The 18,368-nt window shown below is 55.6% G+C and carries 28 protein-coding genes; 3 read left to right on the top strand and 25 right to left on the bottom strand.

Annotation, left to right across the window (positions count from 1 at the left end):
• Nucleotides 1-11: 11 nt before the first annotated feature.
• The 21 genes from rpsE to PXC00_RS01545 all read right to left on the bottom strand — a co-directional run bounded on the left by rpsE (nt 12) and on the right by PXC00_RS01545 (nt 10,272).
• Nucleotides 12-518, bottom strand: a complete 507-nt coding sequence (rpsE, locus tag PXC00_RS01645) for a 30S ribosomal protein S5 (protein ID WP_275844540.1) — start codon at nt 516-518, stop codon at nt 12-14.
• A 17-nt stretch (nt 519-535) separates the two neighbouring features.
• On the bottom strand, nt 536-895 hold the full coding sequence (gene rplR, locus PXC00_RS01640; protein ID WP_275844541.1) for a 50S ribosomal protein L18: 360 nt from the start codon (nt 893-895) through the stop codon (nt 536-538).
• 21 nt (nt 896-916) lie between these two features.
• Entirely contained in the window at nt 917-1,465 is a 549-nt protein-coding gene (rplF, locus tag PXC00_RS01635) for a 50S ribosomal protein L6 (protein ID WP_275844542.1), read from the bottom strand.
• 15 nt (nt 1,466-1,480) lie between these two features.
• On the bottom strand, nt 1,481-1,879 hold the full coding sequence (rpsH, locus tag PXC00_RS01630) for a 30S ribosomal protein S8 (protein ID WP_275844543.1): 399 nt from the start codon (nt 1,877-1,879) through the stop codon (nt 1,481-1,483).
• 20 nt (nt 1,880-1,899) lie between these two features.
• The gene (locus PXC00_RS01625; RefSeq protein WP_275844544.1) at nt 1,900-2,085 is read right to left on the bottom strand and encodes a type Z 30S ribosomal protein S14; all 186 of its coding nucleotides are present in this window, start codon (nt 2,083-2,085) and stop codon (nt 1,900-1,902) included.
• A 12-nt stretch (nt 2,086-2,097) separates the two neighbouring features.
• Nucleotides 2,098-2,637, bottom strand: coding sequence for a 50S ribosomal protein L5 (rplE, locus tag PXC00_RS01620; RefSeq protein WP_275844545.1), 540 nt, complete (start codon nt 2,635-2,637; stop codon nt 2,098-2,100).
• 14 nt (nt 2,638-2,651) lie between these two features.
• On the bottom strand, nt 2,652-2,972 hold the full coding sequence (gene rplX, locus PXC00_RS01615; protein WP_275844546.1) for a 50S ribosomal protein L24: 321 nt from the start codon (nt 2,970-2,972) through the stop codon (nt 2,652-2,654).
• Nucleotides 2,973-2,988: 16 nt separating this feature from the next.
• Nucleotides 2,989-3,357, bottom strand: coding sequence for a 50S ribosomal protein L14 (gene rplN / locus PXC00_RS01610; protein ID WP_275844547.1), 369 nt, complete (start codon nt 3,355-3,357; stop codon nt 2,989-2,991).
• 30 nt (nt 3,358-3,387) lie between these two features.
• Nucleotides 3,388-3,648, bottom strand: a complete 261-nt coding sequence (rpsQ, locus tag PXC00_RS01605) for a 30S ribosomal protein S17 (protein WP_275844548.1) — start codon at nt 3,646-3,648, stop codon at nt 3,388-3,390.
• Nucleotides 3,649-3,666: 18 nt separating this feature from the next.
• On the bottom strand, nt 3,667-3,873 hold the full coding sequence (rpmC, locus tag PXC00_RS01600; protein WP_275844549.1) for a 50S ribosomal protein L29: 207 nt from the start codon (nt 3,871-3,873) through the stop codon (nt 3,667-3,669).
• On the bottom strand, nt 3,873-4,295 hold the full coding sequence (gene rplP, locus PXC00_RS01595) for a 50S ribosomal protein L16 (protein WP_275844550.1): 423 nt from the start codon (nt 4,293-4,295) through the stop codon (nt 3,873-3,875). Before rplP ends, rpmC begins: the two co-directional genes overlap by 1 nt.
• A complete protein-coding gene (gene rpsC, locus PXC00_RS01590; protein ID WP_275844551.1) occupies nt 4,295-5,002 on the bottom strand; it encodes a 30S ribosomal protein S3 in 708 nt (235 codons plus the stop codon). Before rpsC ends, rplP begins: the two co-directional genes overlap by 1 nt.
• Nucleotides 5,003-5,020: 18 nt before the next feature.
• Nucleotides 5,021-5,356, bottom strand: coding sequence for a 50S ribosomal protein L22 (gene rplV, locus PXC00_RS01585; protein WP_212507384.1), 336 nt, complete (start codon nt 5,354-5,356; stop codon nt 5,021-5,023).
• 21 nt (nt 5,357-5,377) lie between these two features.
• Nucleotides 5,378-5,659 (bottom strand): 30S ribosomal protein S19, encoded by a 282-nt coding sequence (gene rpsS / locus PXC00_RS01580; RefSeq protein ID WP_275844552.1) that lies wholly within the window; start codon nt 5,657-5,659, stop codon nt 5,378-5,380.
• A gap of 25 nt (nt 5,660-5,684) precedes the next feature.
• On the bottom strand, nt 5,685-6,518 hold the full coding sequence (gene rplB / locus PXC00_RS01575) for a 50S ribosomal protein L2 (RefSeq protein WP_275844553.1): 834 nt from the start codon (nt 6,516-6,518) through the stop codon (nt 5,685-5,687).
• Between the two features lie 132 nt (nt 6,519-6,650).
• Nucleotides 6,651-6,941, bottom strand: coding sequence for a 50S ribosomal protein L23 (gene rplW, locus PXC00_RS01570; RefSeq protein WP_275844554.1), 291 nt, complete (start codon nt 6,939-6,941; stop codon nt 6,651-6,653).
• On the bottom strand, nt 6,941-7,564 hold the full coding sequence (rplD, locus tag PXC00_RS01565) for a 50S ribosomal protein L4 (RefSeq protein ID WP_275844555.1): 624 nt from the start codon (nt 7,562-7,564) through the stop codon (nt 6,941-6,943). The genes rplW and rplD overlap by 1 nt, the downstream gene beginning before the upstream one ends.
• A 17-nt stretch (nt 7,565-7,581) precedes the next feature.
• Entirely contained in the window at nt 7,582-8,223 is a 642-nt protein-coding gene (rplC, locus tag PXC00_RS01560; protein ID WP_275844556.1) for a 50S ribosomal protein L3, read from the bottom strand.
• 114 nt (nt 8,224-8,337) lie between these two features.
• Nucleotides 8,338-8,649 carry a 30S ribosomal protein S10 gene (gene rpsJ, locus PXC00_RS01555; RefSeq protein ID WP_086036534.1) on the bottom strand — a complete coding sequence of 104 codons (312 nt, stop codon included), beginning with the start codon at nt 8,647-8,649 and terminating at the stop codon, nt 8,338-8,340.
• Nucleotides 8,650-8,986: 337 nt separating this feature from the next.
• Nucleotides 8,987-9,997 (bottom strand): glycosyltransferase family 8 protein, encoded by a 1,011-nt coding sequence (locus PXC00_RS01550; RefSeq protein ID WP_275844557.1) that lies wholly within the window; start codon nt 9,995-9,997, stop codon nt 8,987-8,989.
• Complete coding sequence (locus PXC00_RS01545) at nt 9,994-10,272, bottom strand: hypothetical protein (protein WP_275844558.1); 279 nt, start codon at nt 10,270-10,272, stop codon at nt 9,994-9,996. Before PXC00_RS01545 ends, PXC00_RS01550 begins: the two co-directional genes overlap by 4 nt.
• A 265-nt stretch (nt 10,273-10,537) precedes the next feature.
• Here PXC00_RS01545 and PXC00_RS01540 point away from each other — a divergent pair, with 265 nt between their 5' ends.
• On the top strand, nt 10,538-11,974 hold the full coding sequence (locus PXC00_RS01540) for a potassium/proton antiporter (protein ID WP_275844559.1): 1,437 nt from the start codon (nt 10,538-10,540) through the stop codon (nt 11,972-11,974).
• Nucleotides 11,975-12,008: 34 nt separating this feature from the next.
• Here PXC00_RS01540 and proS read toward each other — a convergent pair whose 3' ends face one another.
• The 4 genes from proS to acpP all read right to left on the bottom strand — a co-directional run bounded on the left by proS (nt 12,009) and on the right by acpP (nt 15,345).
• A complete protein-coding gene (proS, locus tag PXC00_RS01535; RefSeq protein ID WP_275844560.1) occupies nt 12,009-13,451 on the bottom strand; it encodes a proline--tRNA ligase in 1,443 nt (480 codons plus the stop codon).
• 59 nt (nt 13,452-13,510) lie between these two features.
• Nucleotides 13,511-13,714 (bottom strand): hypothetical protein, encoded by a 204-nt coding sequence (locus PXC00_RS01530; protein WP_316935045.1) that lies wholly within the window; start codon nt 13,712-13,714, stop codon nt 13,511-13,513.
• Nucleotides 13,715-13,718: 4 nt separating this feature from the next.
• Nucleotides 13,719-14,801 carry a sodium ion-translocating decarboxylase subunit beta gene (locus PXC00_RS01525; protein WP_275844663.1) on the bottom strand — a complete coding sequence of 361 codons (1,083 nt, stop codon included), beginning with the start codon at nt 14,799-14,801 and terminating at the stop codon, nt 13,719-13,721.
• Between the two features lie 316 nt (nt 14,802-15,117).
• The gene (gene acpP, locus PXC00_RS01520; protein WP_275844562.1) at nt 15,118-15,345 is read right to left on the bottom strand and encodes an acyl carrier protein; all 228 of its coding nucleotides are present in this window, start codon (nt 15,343-15,345) and stop codon (nt 15,118-15,120) included.
• A 184-nt stretch (nt 15,346-15,529) separates the two neighbouring features.
• Here acpP and PXC00_RS01515 point away from each other — a divergent pair, with 184 nt between their 5' ends.
• Entirely contained in the window at nt 15,530-17,002 is a 1,473-nt protein-coding gene (locus tag PXC00_RS01515) for a shikimate kinase (RefSeq protein WP_275844563.1), read from the top strand.
• A 309-nt stretch (nt 17,003-17,311) separates the two neighbouring features.
• Nucleotides 17,312-18,334 carry a 3-deoxy-7-phosphoheptulonate synthase gene (gene aroF / locus PXC00_RS01510; RefSeq protein ID WP_275844564.1) on the top strand — a complete coding sequence of 341 codons (1,023 nt, stop codon included), beginning with the start codon at nt 17,312-17,314 and terminating at the stop codon, nt 18,332-18,334.
• Nucleotides 18,335-18,368: the final 34 nt, after the last annotated feature.

The raw sequence follows: 18,368 nt of genomic DNA, 5'->3' as shown, positions 1-18,368 counted from the left end.
TTGCGCCCTCCTTACAGAATTTCGCTCACAGAGCGGCCGCGCAGCGCTGCAACCTGCTCGGCTGTGCGCAGCTTGGAAAGACCCTCGATGGTGGCGCGCACAACGTTGCAAGGATTGTTGGAACGCAGTGCCTTCGTACGAATATCGCGGATACCGGCTGCTTCAATAACAGCACGCACCGGACCGCCGGCGATAACGCCGGTACCGGGAGCAGCGGGCTTCATGAGAACGCGGCCCGCGCCAAATGCGCCGATAATTTCATGCGGAATCGTAGAGCCGCGAGTGGAAACCTTAATGAGGTTTTTCTTCGCGTCTTCGATGCCCTTGCGGATGGCATCCGGAACTTCGCCGGATTTGCCAATGCCGAAGCCCACAGTGCCCTTGCCGTCGCCGACCACTACCAGCGCAGCAAACTTGAAAATACGGCCGCCTTTAACTGTCTTGGAAACACGGTTGATGGCAACTACGTGCTCCTTGAACTCGTCGTCTTCTTTACGTCTTGCGTCGAATCTAGCCAATCGTTTTTCCTCCTTTATCAGAACTTGAGGCCGCCCTCACGGGCGCCGTCGGCCAGTTCCTTGACACGGCCGTGGAATAAATAACCGCCGCGGTCAAACTTGACCTCTTTGATGCCTTTATCCGCGGCACGCTTTGCGATCAGCTCGCCAACCTTGCGTGCAGCGTCTTTATTGCCGCCGTTACCGTCGAACTCTTTGTCCAGAGTGGAAGCCGCGCACAGCGTGACCCCATTGATATCGTCAATGACCTGGGCGTAGATGTTCTTGGTAGAGCGAAACACATTCAGGCGGGGGCACACCGATGTGCCGGAAATCTTACCGCGCACACGGCGGTGGCGGCGCAGTCTGGCAGTGCTTTTGTCAGCCTTGTTCACCATTTGTATTTTTCACTCCTTCAGTTACTTCTTAGCGCCCTTGCCGGCTTTGCCTTCCTTATGACGGACAAACTCGCCGACGTAGCGGATGCCCTTGCCCTTGTAAGGCTCCGGCAGACGTTTCTCACGGACTTCCGCAGCAAACTGACCAACCTGCTGCTTGTCAGGGCCGTGGATGGTAATCAGGTTCGCAGACGGGCACTCAATGGTGATGCCGTCAATTTCCGGAACGATCACCTGGTGAGAATACCCCAGGTTCATAACCAGTTCCTTGCCCTTTTTCTGCACACGGTAACCGACGCCGCGGACTTCCAGCTCCTTTTTGAAGCCTTCTGTCACACCCAGCACCATGTTGTGAATCAGTGTGCGGGTAAGTCCATGCAGGGACTTGTTTTCCTTTGTATCGTTCGGACGGGTTACGAGGATCTCGTTGCCCTCCACCGCGATTGTCATGTTCGGGTGGAATTCTTTGGTCAGGGTGCCCTTCGGGCCCTTTACCGTCACAACGCTGCCGCTGACTTTGACATCAACGCCTGCGGGAATATTTATAGGTTTTCTTCCAATTCGAGACATTTCTGCGCCCCCTTCTTACCAAATAAATGCGAGGACTTCGCCGCCGACGTTGGCCTTGCGAGCCTCACGGTCGGTCATTACGCCGTGGCTGGTGGAAATCACCGCAACGCCGAGTCCCTTCATCACACGCGGCAGTTCCTCTGCGCTGGAATAAATGCGCAGGCCGGGCTTACTGACGCGCTTCAGACCGGAAATAACCGGTGTATGGTCTTCTGTATACTTGAGGTCTACCTTGATAATACCCTGTTTGCCGTCGTTCGCAACTGTAAAGTTCTTAACATAGCCTTCATCCTTCAGGATCTGGCAGATCGCCTTCTTCATATTGGAAGCGGGGATCTCGACAGTGGCATGTTTGGCGGAACTTGCGTTGCGGATGCGGGTGAGCAGGTCTGCAATCGTATCTGTAATCTGCATTCCGTTTCCTCCTTAGCTCTTTACCAGCTTGCCTTTTTTACGCCCGGAATCTCGCCCTTGTAGGCAAGCTCGCGGAAGCAAATACGGCAGATACCGAACTTACGAAGGTAGCCGTGCGGCCGACCGCAGATTTTGCAGCGGTTGTACTGGCGAGAAGCATACTTCGCAGGGCGGCGCTGCTTGACTTTCATAGATGTTTTTGCCACAGGAACCCCTCCTTATTTCTCGAACGGGGCGCCCATGAGCGTAAGCAGCTCGCGGGCTTCCTCGTCGTTCTGCGCGGTTGTAACGAAGCAGATGTCCATGCCGCGTACCTTATCGACCTTGTCAAACTCGATTTCCGGGAAGATCAGCTGTTCCTTCACGCCGAGGTTGTAGTTGCCGCGGCCGTCAAACGCGTTCGGGTTAATCCCGCGGAAATCGCGCACGCGGGGCAGCGATACGTTGAAGAAACGATCCAGGAATTCGTACATCCGGTCGCCGCGCAGCGTAACCTTCACGCCGATGGGCATACCTTCACGCAATTTAAAGTTTGCAACGCTCTTGCGCGCTTTGCAGATAGCCGGCTTCTGGCCGGTGATCGCCTTCAGGTCGCCGATAATGGAATCAATGACCTTCGCGTTCTCTTTTGCTTCGCCCGCGCCGACGTTGATGACAATCTTGTCAAGCTTCGGGATCTGCATCACACTCTTGTAAGAGAATTTCTTCATGAGGGCGGGCGCGACCTCGCTCTTGTAATATTCTTTCAGTCTAGCCATGATGTCCTCCTCCCTTACAGCGTTTTCCCGCATTTTTTGCAGATGCGGGTCTTCGTGCCGTCCTCAGCAATCTGGTGGCCGACACGGGTGGGTTTCTTGCAGTTCGGGCAGACCACCTGAACCTTGCAGGCGTAAACGGCGCCTTCGCCCTTTACAATACCGCCCTCTTCGCCCATTTTGCGGGGCTTGACGTGCTTGGTGACCATGTTGAGCTTTTCAACAATGACCTTGCCCTCTTTGGGGCTGACAGCCATGACCTTGCCCTGCTTGCCGGCATCGCGGCCGGAAAGCATGACAACAGTGTCACCGGTTTTTACTTGCAGTTTGTTTGCCATTTCCTGTGACACCTCCTTACAGCACTTCCGGGGCAAGGCTCAGAATCTTCATGTAGTCGTGGTCACGCAGTTCGCGCGCCACAGGCCCGAAGATACGGGTTCCCCGCGGATTTTTGTCGTCTTTAATCAATACGGCTGCGTTTTCGTCAAAACGGATGTAGCTGCCGTCCTCACGGCGCACGCCGGAAGCTGTGCGGACGATGACCGCCTTTACAACTTCACCTTTTTTTACAGTTCCGCCCGGGGCCGCTTTCTTTACGGAAGCGACCACGACATCACCGATATTTGCATACCTTCTGCCGGTACCGCCGAGTACGCGGATGCACATAAGCTGCTTCGCGCCGGTGTTATCGGCAACATTGAGGTAAGTCTGCTGTTGAATCACAGTGCGTTCCTCCTTTGCATGGGCAAAGTCTTACTTCGCCTTTTCGATAATCTCCACAAGACGCCACCGTTTGTCCTTACTGAGGGGGCGGGTCTCCATCACACGCACGCGGTCACCGATGTTGCACTCGTTTTTCTCGTCATGTGCTTTCAGTTTAACAGTACGCTTAATAACTTTATTGTACAGCGGATGCTTGACGCTGTCCTTAATGGCAATGACAATGGTTTTGTCCATTTTATTGCTGACAACAGTGCCAACCTCAGTTTTCCGGTTGTTTCTCTGTTCGCTCACGATGTTTCCTCCTTCCGGTTACGCGTTCGCGCTGTCGTTGAGTTCATTCGCACGCAGAACGGTCTTAACGCGGGCAATGTCCTTTTTGACAGCGGAAATACGCATCGGGTTGTCGAGCTGATTGATCGCAAGCTGGAAACGGAGGTTGAAGAGCTCCTCTTTCAGGTCCTTGAGCTTGCTCTCGAGCTCTGCAGTTGTCATCTCCCGAACTTCAGAAGCTTTCATTACTGGGCAACCTCCTCTTCCTTCGCAATTACCTTTGTCTTGATGGGCAGCTTGCTTGCCGCCAGACGCAGGGCTTCGCGCGCAGTTTCTTCCGGCACGCCGCCGATTTCGAACATCACGCGGCCGGGCTTTACCACAGCCACCCAGTACTCGGGGGCGCCTTTACCTTTACCCATTCGGGTTTCAAGCGGTTTCTTGGTGTAAGGCTTGTCAGGGAAAATCTTAATCCAGACCTGACCGAAGCGTTTGCAGTAACGGGTCATGGCGACACGAGCCGCCTCAATCTGGTTTGCGGTGATCCATGCAGGCTCCTGTGCCTGAATGCCGTAATCACCGTACACAACCTTGTTGCCGCGGTAAGCCTTGCCGGTCATACGACCGCGGTGCGTGCGGCGGTGTTTCACGCGTTTAGGCATTAACATTACTTGCGGCCTCCTTCCCGACGGGGCGCACGGCGGTCGCTGCGCTGCTCTGTGCGGTTCTCAGCGGTGCGGCGGGTGTCGTGCAGAACTTCGCCCCGATAAATCCAAACTTTTACGCCGATGCGGCCGTAGGTGGTCGCAGCCTCGGCAAAGCCGTAGTCGATATCGGCACGCAGAGTCTGCAGCGGGATGGTACCGTCGTGGTACTGCTCTGTGCGGGCAATTTCAGCGCCGCCCACACGGCCGGAAACCTGCGTTTTGATACCCTTTGCGCCAAGCTTCATGGCGCGGCCGATGCACTGCTTCATGGCGCGGCGGAAAGAAGTGCGCTTCTCCAGCTGCTGAGCAATGTTTTCGGCAACGAGCTGTGCGTTGAGGTCGGGTGTTTTGACCTCGACAATATTGATGGTGACAGGTTTGCCCAGCATCTTTTCGCACTGCAGGCGGAGCTTTTCGATTTCAGCGCCGCCCTTGCCGATGACCATGCCCGGCTTTGCGCAGTGGATGTGGATGCGGACTTTCGATGCGTCACGTTCAATTTCAATCTTCGGGACGCCCGCGGAATAAAGCTGCTTTTTCAGCGTTTTGCGCAGTTTGTAGTCTTCCACCAAGGTATCGCCAAAGTCTTTTGCATTGACGTACCAGCGGGAATCCCAATCTTTGATAACACCGACACGTAAACCGTGCGGATTCACTTTCTGGCCCATTGTGTAACCTCCTCTGCTTTATTCCTTTTCCTTAAGCACCAGCGTCACGTGGGAAGTCCTTTTCAGGACACGGTACGCGCGGCCCTGGGCACGCGGACGGATGCGCTTGAGGATCGGGCCCGGGCATGCGTAACATTCCGAAACGTACAGCCGGGAAACGTCCATGCTGTGATTATTCTCAGCGTTCGCCATAGCCGACTTGAGCAGCTTTACCAGATACTCTGTAGCGGCCTTGGGCGTATTCTTAAGGATAGCCATAGCCTCATCCACCGGCTTGTTGCGGATCAAGTCCAGCACAATGGATACTTTACGAGGGGAAATACGGGCGTATTTCAGGTTAGCCCTTGCTTCCATTTGATACACTCCTTTCAGCCGTTATTTTGTCGGGGCAGTCGTTTTGCTGCCGGAATGGCCTTTAAAAGTACGGGTCGGTGCAAACTCGCCGAGATGGTGACCGACCATGTCTTCCGTAACGTACACCGGAACGTGTTTGCGGCCGTCATGAACTGCAATGGTGTGGCCGACAAAATCCGGGAAAATGATGGACGCGCGGCTCCAGGTTTTGACGATCTTCTTTTCACCCGCAGCGTTCATCGCTTGGATCCTCTTCAGCAGACCAGGCTCTACAAAAGGACCCTTCTTTAAGCTTCTGCTCATGGTTTAAAAGCTCCTTTCTTATGCCTTATTTGTCGTTTCTGCGCTTGACGATAAACTTATCGGAAGCCTTGTGATGATCACGCGTCTTGTAGCCAAGAGCAGGCTTGCCCCAAGGCGTCATCGGGCCGGGATGGCCGACAGGAGATTTGCCTTCGCCGCCGCCATGCGGATGGTCGTTCGGGTTCATAACAGAACCGCGGACGGTCGGGCGCCAACCCATGTGGCGCTTGCGGCCTGCTTTGCCGAGTTTGACGTTCTCGTGGTCAATGTTGCTGACCTGGCCGATGGTGGCCATGCAGGAATCGGGTACATTGCGCAGCTCGCCGGAGGGCAAACGGAGCAGTGCCATGCCGTTTTCCTTAGCCATCAGCTGTGCCATAATGCCAGCGGCACGTGCCAGCTGAGCGCCCTTGCCCGGATACAGTTCCACGTTGTGGATGTAGGTACCGGTCGGGATGGCGGAAAGCGGAAGTGCGTTGCCGGGCTTAATGTCAGCATTCACACCGGAAACAATGACATCGCCGACTTTCAGGCCGTTCGGCGCAATGATATAGGCTTTTTCGCCGTCTTCGTACTTCACCAGCGCGATAAACGCGGAGCGGTTCGGGTCGTACTCAATGCTCTGCACAGTGGCAGGCACGTCCGCCTTCTGACGCTTAAAGTCGATCAGGCGGTATTTGGTGCGGTTGCCGCCGCCGCGGTGGCGGACGGTGATGCGGCCGTAGCTGTTGCGGCCAGCGTTCTTTTTATTGGTGTCCAGCAGGCTCTTTTCCGGGCCTTTCTTGGAAAGACCGGAGTAATCCGTCGTCGACATATTGCGGCGGGAAGGCGTGCTGGCGGTATAGTTCTTAATAGCCATTCTCTGGTTTCACACTCCTTAAACTAGGCTTTGCGGGGCGCTCCCGCAGGAGCGGCTGTCTGCAGCCGGCCGAAAGGAACGAAGCCCTTTCGCGCCCCATACGTTGCCGGAAGGCCGGTTTCATTCGGCAGCTTACAGCATTCCCTCGAAGAATTCGATGGTCTTGCTTTCCTCTGTCAAAGAAACAACAGCTTTCTTCCAGGCGGGGGTGAAGCCCTGGCTGCGTCCCTGACGGCGCAGATGGCCGCGGACGTGCAGGGTGTTCACTTTACGCACCTTAACGCCGAAGAGTTCTTCAACGGCTCTTTTGATGTCAACTTTCGTTGCATTCGGCGCGACCTGGAACGTATAAGCTTTATTTGCGATGCCGGCCATGGATTTCTCCGTGATGACCGGGCGCAAAATAATCTCATGTGCAGTCATTATGCATATACCTCCTCGATCTGTGCCACGGCATCCTTCACAACGATGAACTTGTCAGCATTGAGAATGTCGTAAACGTTGAGGGTGTTGGTCAGGGCTGTCTTCACACCCGGAATGTTATGGGCGGAAGCAATGACAGTCTTGTTGTTTTCCGGCAAAACCAGCAGAACAGTTTTGTCGGCGCCCAGTGCCTTGAGCATATCGGCCACAGTCTTGGTCTTGTAAGTGTCCAGAGAGATGCTGTCAAGGACGATCATCTCGTTGTCTTTCACCTTACTGGAAAAAGCGGACTTCAGGGCCAGGCGGCGAACCTTTTTGTTCAGGGTGTAGCTGTAATCACGCGGCTTCGGCGCAAACACGATGCCGCCGTGGGTCCACTGGGGAGCCCGCGTGGAGCCCTGGCGTGCGTGGCCTGTGCCTTTCTGGCGCCACGGCTTTCTGCCGCCGCCGGAAACCTCGCTGCGGGTCAGGGCGCTCTGGGTGCCCTGACGGCGGTTAGCGAGCTGGTTCTTTACAACGTCATGCATGACGCTAACGTTGGGTTCGACGCCAAAAACGGCATCGGACAGGTCGATTTTGCCGACCTCTTTACCTGTCATATCTTTCACTGCGATTGTAGGCATTGCGGTTCCTCCTTCCCTTACGCTTTCTTCGCTTTGACGCTGTCGCGGATGCAGACGATACCGCCGTTCGGGCCAGGTACGGCGCCCTTAATGGCGATCAGGTTGTTTTCCGCGTCCACCTTAGCCACTGTCAGGTTCTGTACAGTGGTGGTGACGGCGCCCAGATGGCCGGAGCGGTGCTTGCCCGGGAACACACGGGACGGGTCGGAGCAGCAGCCGGTGGAGCCGCCCATACGGCCGACAGGACCGGTACCGTGTGACTCCTTCAGGCGGCTGAAGTTCCAGCGCTTAATCACGCCGGCCCAGCCTTTACCTTTGCTGGTTCCCTGTACGTCCACACGGTCGCCCTCGGCGAACACGTCTGCTTTGACAATGTCGCCGATGTTCAGAGCGGAAGTGTCGTCCAGACGGAATTCGCGCAGTGCCTTCTTCGGGGCAACGTCGCCCTTGTCGAAGTGGCCTTTAAGGGGCTTGTTCACGCGCTGTGCTTTCAGCTCGCCGAAGCCCAGCTGAACGCTCTGGTAGCCGTCGTTTTCAACGGTTTTTTTCTGGGTAACTGCGCAGGGGCCTGCCTCAATGACCGTTACCGGCACGACATTGCCCTGTGCATCGAAGATCTGCGTCATGCCGATCTTCTTGCCGATGATTCCTTTTTGCATATTTGTTCCTCCTATGCAGGTTATTGGTTGGCGTTGTGCCAACATGACCTCGGCCGCACGCAGCCGCAAGGGCTGCTCGGTAGGTTGAGGGTCGATTACTTATAAAGCGGTGCCTTACAGTTTAATCTCAATCTCAACGCCGGCGGGGAGCTCGAGGCCCATCAGAGCCTCAACGGTGGTGTTGGACGGTCTGAGGATATCGATCAGGCGCTTGTGCGTGCGCATTTCGAACTGCTCACGGCTGTCCTTGTACTTATGCACAGCGCGCAGGATGGTGATGATCTGCTTTTCAGTCGGCAGCGGGACAGGGCCGCTGACGCGGGCACCTGTGCGCTTTGCAGTCTGCACGATTTTCTCGGCGGACTGGTCGACCAGCTGGTGGTCATAACCCTTGATACGGATCCTCATTTTTTCTTTGACTGCCACTTTGGATCGCCTCCTTGTTGTAGTAGGCGGACAGAGCCTTTCAGGCGGCATTCTTTTCAAACACTGAGCCGGGTGTTTCTTCCCAGCCCATTGAAAAACCGGACCCTCCGCTTTGGAAGATCCGGGTGCAATCAAAAACGCCTGTGCGCGCAATTCCCCGCAGGGAGCAACGTGCACGTTTGATTCTCTCTCGCCCGGTTTAAAATCGGACATACTCCACGGAAAAACCGGCCATGTGGCCGCAACCTCCCGCTTCAACGCATATCTGTCGCAGTCGTACTTAAGCATAATACCATAGAGTGTGCGGGAATGCAAGCGTTTTTTTCAGTTTTTCAAATTATTTTTCCGGCAGGTTTTGCACGCTGGAACCCCAGCCGTGCAGCTTCTGGTACAGGCTCACCAATGCGCCCATGCCCGGTGTGTCCCAGGTCTTTGAAAAGTCTGTCACAAAAGCTTCTTTCCAGTCTTTTCGCGGCCAAGTTCGCAGTGGTTCCTCGCGCCACGGCGTATGCGCGCGGTACTTGATATAATCGACCCGCAGCGGCGACCGATACTCCGCAAACCACGGTTTGGTCGGCAGGGAACCGCCTATATAATGGATCAGGCGCAAATCCGACAGCGCATCGTTCAGCTGCACTGCCGAAAAAGTCCGCTTTTCGGGCGTGTCTCGCAGCGAAACGCACTGCATAGCGGCACGGCTCACGCCGGCCGGATAGTTCCAGCGCAGATCCAAGCGGTGCACCAACCGCGGCGGCAGCGCAAGGTTCAGCATGGACTGGTCACAGTAAGCCAGCTTTTTTCCAAATCCGCGCAGTACATTGCGGCAGCGCTGCTGCAGTTCGTGGCGGTAACAATTGTTCAGGTCAAACAGCAGTACGCCGGCATTGAAGTAAAACGGCGTGTTGTAAAAGGGTTTATCCACCTGCAGGGCAAGAAACGGCGTGCAGTCCAGTCCCGCCGCCACGCAGGTATCACCCATATCGGTTTCCCACAGTTCCCGCAGCGAACCGCAGCAAACCACATCGCCGTCCAGCCAAAGGATGCGGTCCAAACGTGGAAACGCGTCACAAATGCAAGCGTAGATATACTGCACGCTGCTGCCACGCCAGTTTCGCATTTGAAACGCTTTCTCTAAAGGCTCCAGAAAGGGCTGCGGGTTCAAACAGGTAACTTGCACATTGTCAAAATCATCCGCAACGCTGCACATCTTCCGGCGCAATTCGGCAGGCACCTGCTCACACAGAAGAAAGACCTGAATTTCCAGATCGCGGTTGTTTTCAAAAACCGACCGCATGGAAACCGCCGTTTGCTCACAGTAGCCCGCATTCGTTCCGTAAAGTAAATTCATCGTATTCCCCCTGCTGTATTTCTGTGGGCGTGCAAAACTGCCCGCGCCCCTGCCGCGCAGACGTGCGCGACCGTACCTGCCGCTGTATGTGGCGTCAGTCCGCCGCAGGAAAATACAGCCACCGGTTTCTTTTTCCTTTTCAATGTGATTTTGCAGTCCGCACCGGTCACGGCAATGGACGTCGGCTGCTTTCCCAGTCGGCTGCAGACGGCAGCGGCTGCCGCAGCGCCCAGCAATCCGCCAGCAACTAGGCGGGCTGCGTGTTTTTCAATCATCAGGCTTCCTCCTTCCGGTGTTCGCATATTCAATTTGCGCAATTGCATTTCAAAAAATTCATTTTGCGCGTTTTCAGTGGATACGCGCATTTTTCTTATTGTCGCTTTACTATGAAGAAGTCCGCATTTTTTTCGCAATTTTATCAATAAGGCTGAATGAATCCGTGTTTCTATGGCGAAGCATCCCTTTTTATGTTATACTATAAAAAACTCGTTTGCATAGCAAAGCCTATGCAGGTTCATTTTTTAGGAAAAGGGGCGTTTTATGGCATTTACCTCGTACATTCTTTTGATTGCTCTGGTGCTGATTCTCTGCATCGCGTTCAGCAAGCTGCTGTTTAAGTTTGGTATTCCGTCACTGCTCATATTTGCCATCTTGGGAATGCTGTTTGGCTCCGATGGAATCGGTGGGCTGTGGTTTGACAACTACAGCTTCGCGGAAAATCTGTGCGAAGTGGGTCTCGCCGTAATCATGTTTTTCGGCGGCTTCAGCACCAACTGGAAAACTGCCCGCAAGGTTGCCGCACCGTCGCTGCTGCTTTCCACCGTGGGCGTCATAGCCACCACTGCGCTGGTCGGTGTTTTCTGCCGATATGTGCTGCAAATGCCGCTGCTGGAAAGCTTTCTGGTTGGTTCTGTTTTAAGCAGCACTGACGCGGCAAGTGTTTTCTCCATCCTGCGCTCCAGAAAGCTGAACCTAAAAACCGGCCTTGCGCCGCTGTTGGAGGTAGAGTCCGGCTCTAACGACCCCTGCTCCTACATGATCACCGCCCTGCTGCTGTCGCTGATGGGGACTTCCCAGCAGGAAAATATACCGCTGCTGATTGCAGAGCAGATCGGGTTCGGGCTTTTGCTGGGTGTCGGCATCGGGCTTCTATCAGAACGGGTACTGGCGCACATTCATTTTGAAGTCATGGGTCTTTACCCGATTCTGGTGGCAGGCATCGCGCTGCTCTCCTATGCGCTGACTGAAACCCTGCACGGCAACGCTTATCTGGCGGTGTACCTGACCGGTATTCTGCTGGGCAACGGCCGCACGCCGCGCAAGCGCAGCCTGCTGCGGTTTTTCGACTCCATGTCGTGGGTCATGCAGATTTTCATGTTCTTTACGCTGGGGCTGCTGTGCTTTCCGTCGCGCCTGTTTCAGGTATTTGGCATCTCGCTTGCCATCTTCCTGTTTCTCACGTTTGTCGCGCGGCCGGCAGTGGTGTTTGCCATTCTCAGTTTTTTCCACTATTCGCCGAAGTCCATGGCGTTCGTTTCGTGGGTGGGGCTGCGCGGGGCGGCGTCCATTGTATTCGCCATTTTCGCGGTTACACACGGCACTGCCGTACAGAACGACATCTACCACATTGTCTTCTTCGTTTCCATGTTCTCTGTCACCATACAAGGCACCTTCCTGCCGCTTATCGCCAACAAACTGGATCTGATTGACGACACCCACGTCAATGTGCTGCAGACGTTCAGTGACTACGGTGAAGAAATCACCGCCAACCTCAAAAGGGTCCACATTGACGCGCAATACCCCTGGGCACACAAAAGTGTGGCGGAGGCGGGCATTCCGGATGACATCCTGCTGGTGCTGATTCAGCGCGGCAAGGAGGAACTGGTTCCCAATGGCAGCACAGAAATTCTGCCGGGCGATGTGCTCATCCTTTCCGGCAGCGACTTTGACGAGGTGCCGGGCATCCGCTTGGAATAAAGGAACGCAGCCGCAAAAACGGCTGCGCTTTTTATTAGTATTGACGGCCCCAGTACAGCATATGCTTGGCAGGCTTGCCGCAGCACACGCAGGTGTCGCTGAGGTGTTCCTCCTCAAACGGAATGCAGCGGGACTTCACGCCGCCGGTTTCGTTTTTGAGCTGCTCCTCGCAGGCAGGGTCACCGCACCACATGGCCTTGATAAAGCCAGGCTTGTTCTGGGCAATATCCAAAAACTCCGCGTGGTTATGCGCAGCGTAAATCTTGCTTTCCAGATTATCCTTCGCATTGTTATAGAGAATATCGTGCACCATCTGCAGTTCCGCCTTGACGGAATCCACAAGGTTGTCCAGCGGCGTAAACGCCTTGTTGCGGTCGGGGCGGCGCACCAGCACGCACTGATTTTTCTCAATATCCTTCGGGCCAATTTCCAGACGCAGCGGAACCCCCTGCATCTCATATTGGGCAAACTTCCAGCCGGGGGACTGTTCGCTGTCGTCTACCTTGACGCGCAGGCCCGCCGCTTTCAGCTGCTCAAACAGCTCGTTTGCCTTTTCCAGAACGCCGGGCTTATGCTGGGCAACCGGCACAATGACCACCTGAATCGGCGCGATGGCCGGAGGCAGTGCGAGGCCGCTGTTGTCACCATGCGTCATAATAATGCCGCCGATCATGCGGGTGGAAACCCCCCAGCTGGTCTGGAACGGATGCTGCAGCTGATTGTTTTTATCGGTAAAGGTGATGTCAAAGCTCTTTGCAAAGCCGTCGCCAAAATAGTGACTGGTGCCGCCCTGCAGCGCCACGCCATTGTGCATCATGGCCTCGATGGTGTACGTTTCCTCCGCGCCCGCGAATTTTTCGCTTTCGGTCTTCTGCCCGATAACCGGCGGAATGGCAAGCACATCCCGGTAAAAGTCCGCGTAAACCTGCAGCATCTGCCGCGTTTCGGCTTTCGCCTCCTCGGCGGTGGCGTGCATGGTGTGCCCCTCCTGCCAGAGAAACTCACTGGTACGCAGGAACGGGCGGGTGGTTTTTTCCCAACGAACCACACTGCACCACTGATTGTAAAGCTTCGGCAGGTCACGCCAGGAGTGAATCACCTTTTTATAGTGCTCACAGAACAGCGTTTCACTGGTCGGGCGAATGCACAGGCGCTCCTCCAGTTTGTCGTTGCCGCCCTGCGTCACCCACGCGACTTCGGGCGCAAAGCCCGCCACGTGCTCCTTTTCCTTTTCCAGCAGGCTTTCCGGAATCAGCAGCGGCATATACACATTCTGGTGCCCCAATTCCTTGAAGCGTTTGTCCAAAATTGCCTGCATATTCTCCCAAATTGCGTAGCCGTACGGTTCAAAGATCATGCAGCCCTTGATGCTGCTGTAATCCATGAGCTCCGCTTTTTTAACCACATCCGTGTACCAGCGGGCAAAGTCCTCCTCCATCGGCGTGATTTCTTCCACCATTTTTTTCTGCTGTGCCATACCCTTAGTTTCTCTCCTTTTACAGACAATTCCGCCACAGGAATACCCGCTGCGCAATTTTATTCTTTTCGGCTGTTCTCCCCATTGCCGCGGTGCGCGCCGGTCGTCCTGCCCAGCACCACAACCACCAGCAGAATCACCAGCATCACAAGGAAGATGCCCACCATGCCCTGCAGCAGAAGCCACAGCGAGCCAAGCAGGTCGCTTTCCTTTACGATTCCCATAATACTTGAAAAGTCCAACGTGTTCATCAGCATACGCATTGTGTCACACCCCCAGCATACTGTGCGCAAGGTTCAAAACGATACCGCCTGCAACCACCGAGCCAATCTGCCCGGCCACATTGGCGCCCACCGCGTGCATGAGCAAATGGTTCTGGTTGTCCTCTTTGAGCGCCATTTTCTGAATCACGCGGGCACTCATTGGAAACGCGGAAATGCCCGCCGCGCCGACCATCGGGTTGATTTTTTTGCCTTCCGGCAAAAACAGGTTCATAAACTTCGCGAACAGAACGCCGCCGATGGTGTCAAAGACAAAGCCGAACAACCCCAGCCCCATCACCAAAAGCGTACCCAGACTAAGGAACTGCTCCGCGCGCATCTGAAACGCGATGGTAATGCCCAGAAAAATCGTAATCAGATTGGCAAGCGGGCCGGCGGCCGTTTCCTTAAGGCTGTCCAGCTTGCCGCACTCGCGCAGCAGGTTGCCGAACATCAGGAAACCGACAAGCGCCACGCTCGCCGGTGCAATCAGCCCCGCAATCACCGTTACGATAATCGGGAACAGAATCCGCGTGGTCTTGGAAACCGTCTCGGGATGGTACGGCATACGGATGGTGCGCTCCTTATGCGTAGTCACCAGCTTGATGGCGGCGGGCTGTATAATCGGCACCAGCGCCATGTAACTGTACGCCGCCACCGCGATGGCGCCTTTGTAACTGGAGTTGAGCGTCTGGCTGACATAAATCGCCGTCGGGCCATCCGCCGCGGCAATGCTGCCGGTGCTCAGCGCATCGTTGAGTGGAAAGCCCAAAAGTACCGCCAGCACCACCGTCATGAAAATGCCGAACTGCGCCGCCGCGCCAAACAGAAGCATCCGCGGATTGCTCAGCAGCGGACCGAAATCAATCATCGCGCCGATGCCGACAAACAGCAGCAGCGGCATCGCCTCGCTGGCTTCAATCCCCACATGAAACAGCCACTGCACAATGCCGCTGTCCCCCAGCACACCACTGTACGGCAGGTTCACCAAAATGGCGCCGAACCCCATCGGCAGCAGCAGCGACGGCTCAAAATCCTTTTTGACTGCCAGCCAAATTAGCAGACCGCCAATGCCCCACATGACAAGCATTTTCCAGTCGATTGCCTGAATGCCGCTGATTAAAAAGTGAAAGTCTCCCAAACTTTGCACGCTCCTTCCCCGGTGCCCCGCCCGAATTTGCGGGACGCGCCAGTTCCCGGTATGCCGCAGGGCGCATTTTCCGGGTGAATGCATCTATTATAAAGAAAATCGAAAGGAAATGCAACCTTTCGCGCCCGGTGCGGCGGCGGTTGCGCCGCTGCGCCCGCATTCTGGATTTTTCGCGGCAAACTGCGCTTTTCCGCAGACGCCGCAGACAGAAAAAAGGCCGCGAACCTAAAAAAGGCCGCGGCAAAAACGAAGCGCTTTACATATGCTCTTCAATATAATTGACAAGATCCCCAACGGTTTTGATGTTGTCAATCTCTCCATCCGGGACTTCAATTTCAAATTCGTCCTCAATAGACATCAGCAAATCCACCACATCCAGTGAATCGGCGCCCAGATCGTCGGCAATGCTCGTCTCTGCGTTGATGTTTTCTTCCTCCACATCAAACTGTTCGGCGAGAATGTGCTTGACTTTTTCCAGTACCACTTCGTTTCCCTCCTCCTGCTTTGGGTGTATAGACAAACCCGACCTACCGGCGGTATAATAGAAAACAGCGGTAGGAGAGCCTGCATTTATTCTATCCACAATACTATTAGCAAAGCCTGTCTTTGTCAATATCTTTCTTGAAATTTTCTCAGAAACTTTGATTTTCTTTTAGGGGGGCAGCATTATGCCGCAGAAAAGATTTGCCGTCATCGGGCACCCGATTGGCCACACCATGTCGCCGTACATCCACCAAAAGCTGCTGAAACTGTGCGGTGTCAATGGAACCTATGCTAAAATGGACATTCCGCCGCAGGAACTTGCCGAGCGCTTTGCCGACACGCTCCGGCTGCTGGACGGCTTTAATGTGACCATTCCGCACAAGCAGGCGGTCATCCCGCTGCTGGACGAACTGGACGGCGACGCGGCCGCTTTCGGCAGTGTCAACACTGTTTCCCTGCGCGGTGGAAAAGCCGCCGGCTGCACCACGGACGGCATCGGCTTCCGCCGTGCGCTGTCCGCTGCGGGGCTGCCAGTCAAAGGGCGCGTCCTGCTGCTGGGCACCGGCGGCGTTGCACGCGTCCTTGCAAATGAAATTCAAGCCGCTCCAAACTGGAACACCCTGTACATCGTCATGCGGCGGCACGAAGACGAGCGTCCCCATGCATCGGACACACTGCGGCAGGCGCAGGAGCGGCAGGCACGCCGCGCCGCCCGCGAGCAGGCATTTTTAAACAGTCTGAACCGCCGTTTGCAGGCGCCCGACAAAAAGGACGGTGCCGCGCTGTCCCGCAAAATCTGCATTACCGACGAAGAAACTGTGGAGCAGTCCTGCGCTGATGGGCTTTCCTTTGATCTGCTGGTCAACGGAACCAGCGCCGGAATGTACCCAAACTTGGCGGACTGCCCGGTTTCCGCGCAGACAGTGCGCGCCTGCCATGCTGTGTTTGACGCGGTGTACAACCCCGGCGTCACCATGCTGATGCACTACGCGCAGGAAGCCGGCATTCCCTGCGCGGGCGGCATGGGTATGCTGGTCTGGCAGGCCGCCGCTTCTGAGGAAATCTGGCTCAAACACCACTTCGCCCCGCAGGAGGTTGCCCCCATTGTCGCGGATGCCGAGCAGACCATGCGCCGCCGATTCGGCAACGTCATTCTGTGCGGCTTCATGGGCTGCGGCAAAAGTACGGCAGGGCGTCTGCTCGCGCAAAGTCTGGGGCGCGAATTTGTGGATTTGGACACATTTATCGAGCGGAAAGAGGGAATGAGCATTTCTGACCTGTTCCGTGAAAAGGGCGAAGCGTATTTCCGCCGGTGTGAAACCGAAGCGTGCCGTACGCTGTCCCGCCGAAGCGGGCTGGTACTTGCCGCGGGCGGCGGCACGCTGCTGCATCCGGAAAACACGCGGCTGCTGCGAGAAACCGGCGTAATCGCGCTGCTGCACACCCCGTATGAAAGCATTGCGCAGCGGCTGTCAGGCGACCACAGCCGCCCACTTTTGGAGCGTGCTGACAAAGCCGCATTCATGCGCAGCCTGTACGAAACGCGGATGCCGGTTTACCAAAGCGCGGCGGATTTGACAGTGCAAGAGGCGCAGAGCGACGCGGCTGCGCAAAAGCTGCAGGCGCTGCTGACAGCAGAAGATGATAATTCGCTTTAAATCGGTAAAACATATTGACAAGCGCCTCCCTTCTGTATTATGATAAGCACAGACTTTTCTTTACGACTTTCGCGTCCTTTTTCTGGAAGGAGCTTTCTTCATGCAGATTTTCGGCACACATCGATTTAGCGTTTCCCTGTTTCCCGGCTGCTTTTTTACCCGGGCTTTTTCGCTGTGTGCAGATTCCTGCCGGAAGCTTCCCTGTTAAAGGCGCAGACTATTTTTCTCATGTTTGCATAGGCTTTTGGACGGAGCGCATCAGCAGCTCCGTCTTTTTTTATAGCAAACTGGATACTGGAGGGTAAATCAATGATTATCGTTTTGAAGCCGGACTGCACAAGGGTGCAGCGCGACACGTTCATTGCGGAACTGGAAGACACCTACGGCGTTGCCGTCAACACCTGGGTTGGCACACAGAGCACCGTGCTCGGCTTAATCGGCGACACAGCCTGCATTGACATTGACAACATCGCCGCCAATGAAATTGTCGAGTCTGTCAAGCGTGTGCAGGAACCGTACAAAAAGGCAAACCGCAAGTTCCACCCAGATGACACCGTGGTCACCCTGCCGAACGGCTTGCAAATTGGTGGCGAAAAACTAGCGCTGATTGCCGGCCCGTGCAGTGTCGAGTCCGAAGCGCAGATTACGGAAGTTGCCAAACGGGTGCAACACGCCGGCGCGCAGTTTTTGCGCGGCGGTGCGTTTAAGCCGCGCACCAGCCCCTATGCATTTCAGGGGCTGAAGGCACAGGGGCTGGATCTGCTCAACGCCGCCAAAAAAGAAACTGGGCTGCCCATTGTCACCGAGCTGATGAGCGTGCGGCAGATTGACCTGTTCCTGCAGGCAGGTGTTGACATCATTCAGGTCGGCGCACGCAATATGCAAAACTTCGACCTGCTGCGGGAACTGGGACATCTGCAAACGCCGATTCTGCTCAAGCGCGGTCTTTCCGCCACAATTGAGGAACTGCTCATGAGCGCAGAGTATATCATGGCAGGCGGCAACAGCAACGTCATCCTTTGCGAACGCGGCATCCGCACCTACGAAACCTACACCCGTAACACACTGGATATTTCCGCTGTGCCGATTCTGAAAAAGATCTCCCACCTGCCGGTTGTGGTTGACCCCAGCCATGCGGGCGGCATTGCCTGGCTGGTAGAGCCGCTGGCCATGGCGGCGGTCGCCGCCGGAGCGGACGGTCTGATTATTGAAGTGCACAACAATCCGCCAAAAGCGCTTTCCGATGGTGCGCAGTCCCTGACACCGGACCAGTTTGACCATGTGGCGGGCCGCATTCGGGAGATTGCCCCGTTCTTCGGAAAGTCGCTGTAGCCCTGCGTGCCGCGCAAAACACAAAAACCATGCC

It is taken from the genome of Caproicibacterium argilliputei, from assembly GCF_029211325.2.
GTDB classification, from domain to species: Bacteria; Bacillota; Clostridia; order Oscillospirales; family Acutalibacteraceae; genus Caproicibacterium; species Caproicibacterium argilliputei.
The sequence above is the reverse complement of the archived record's forward strand: the minus strand, read 5'-3'. Positions and strand labels throughout refer to the sequence as shown.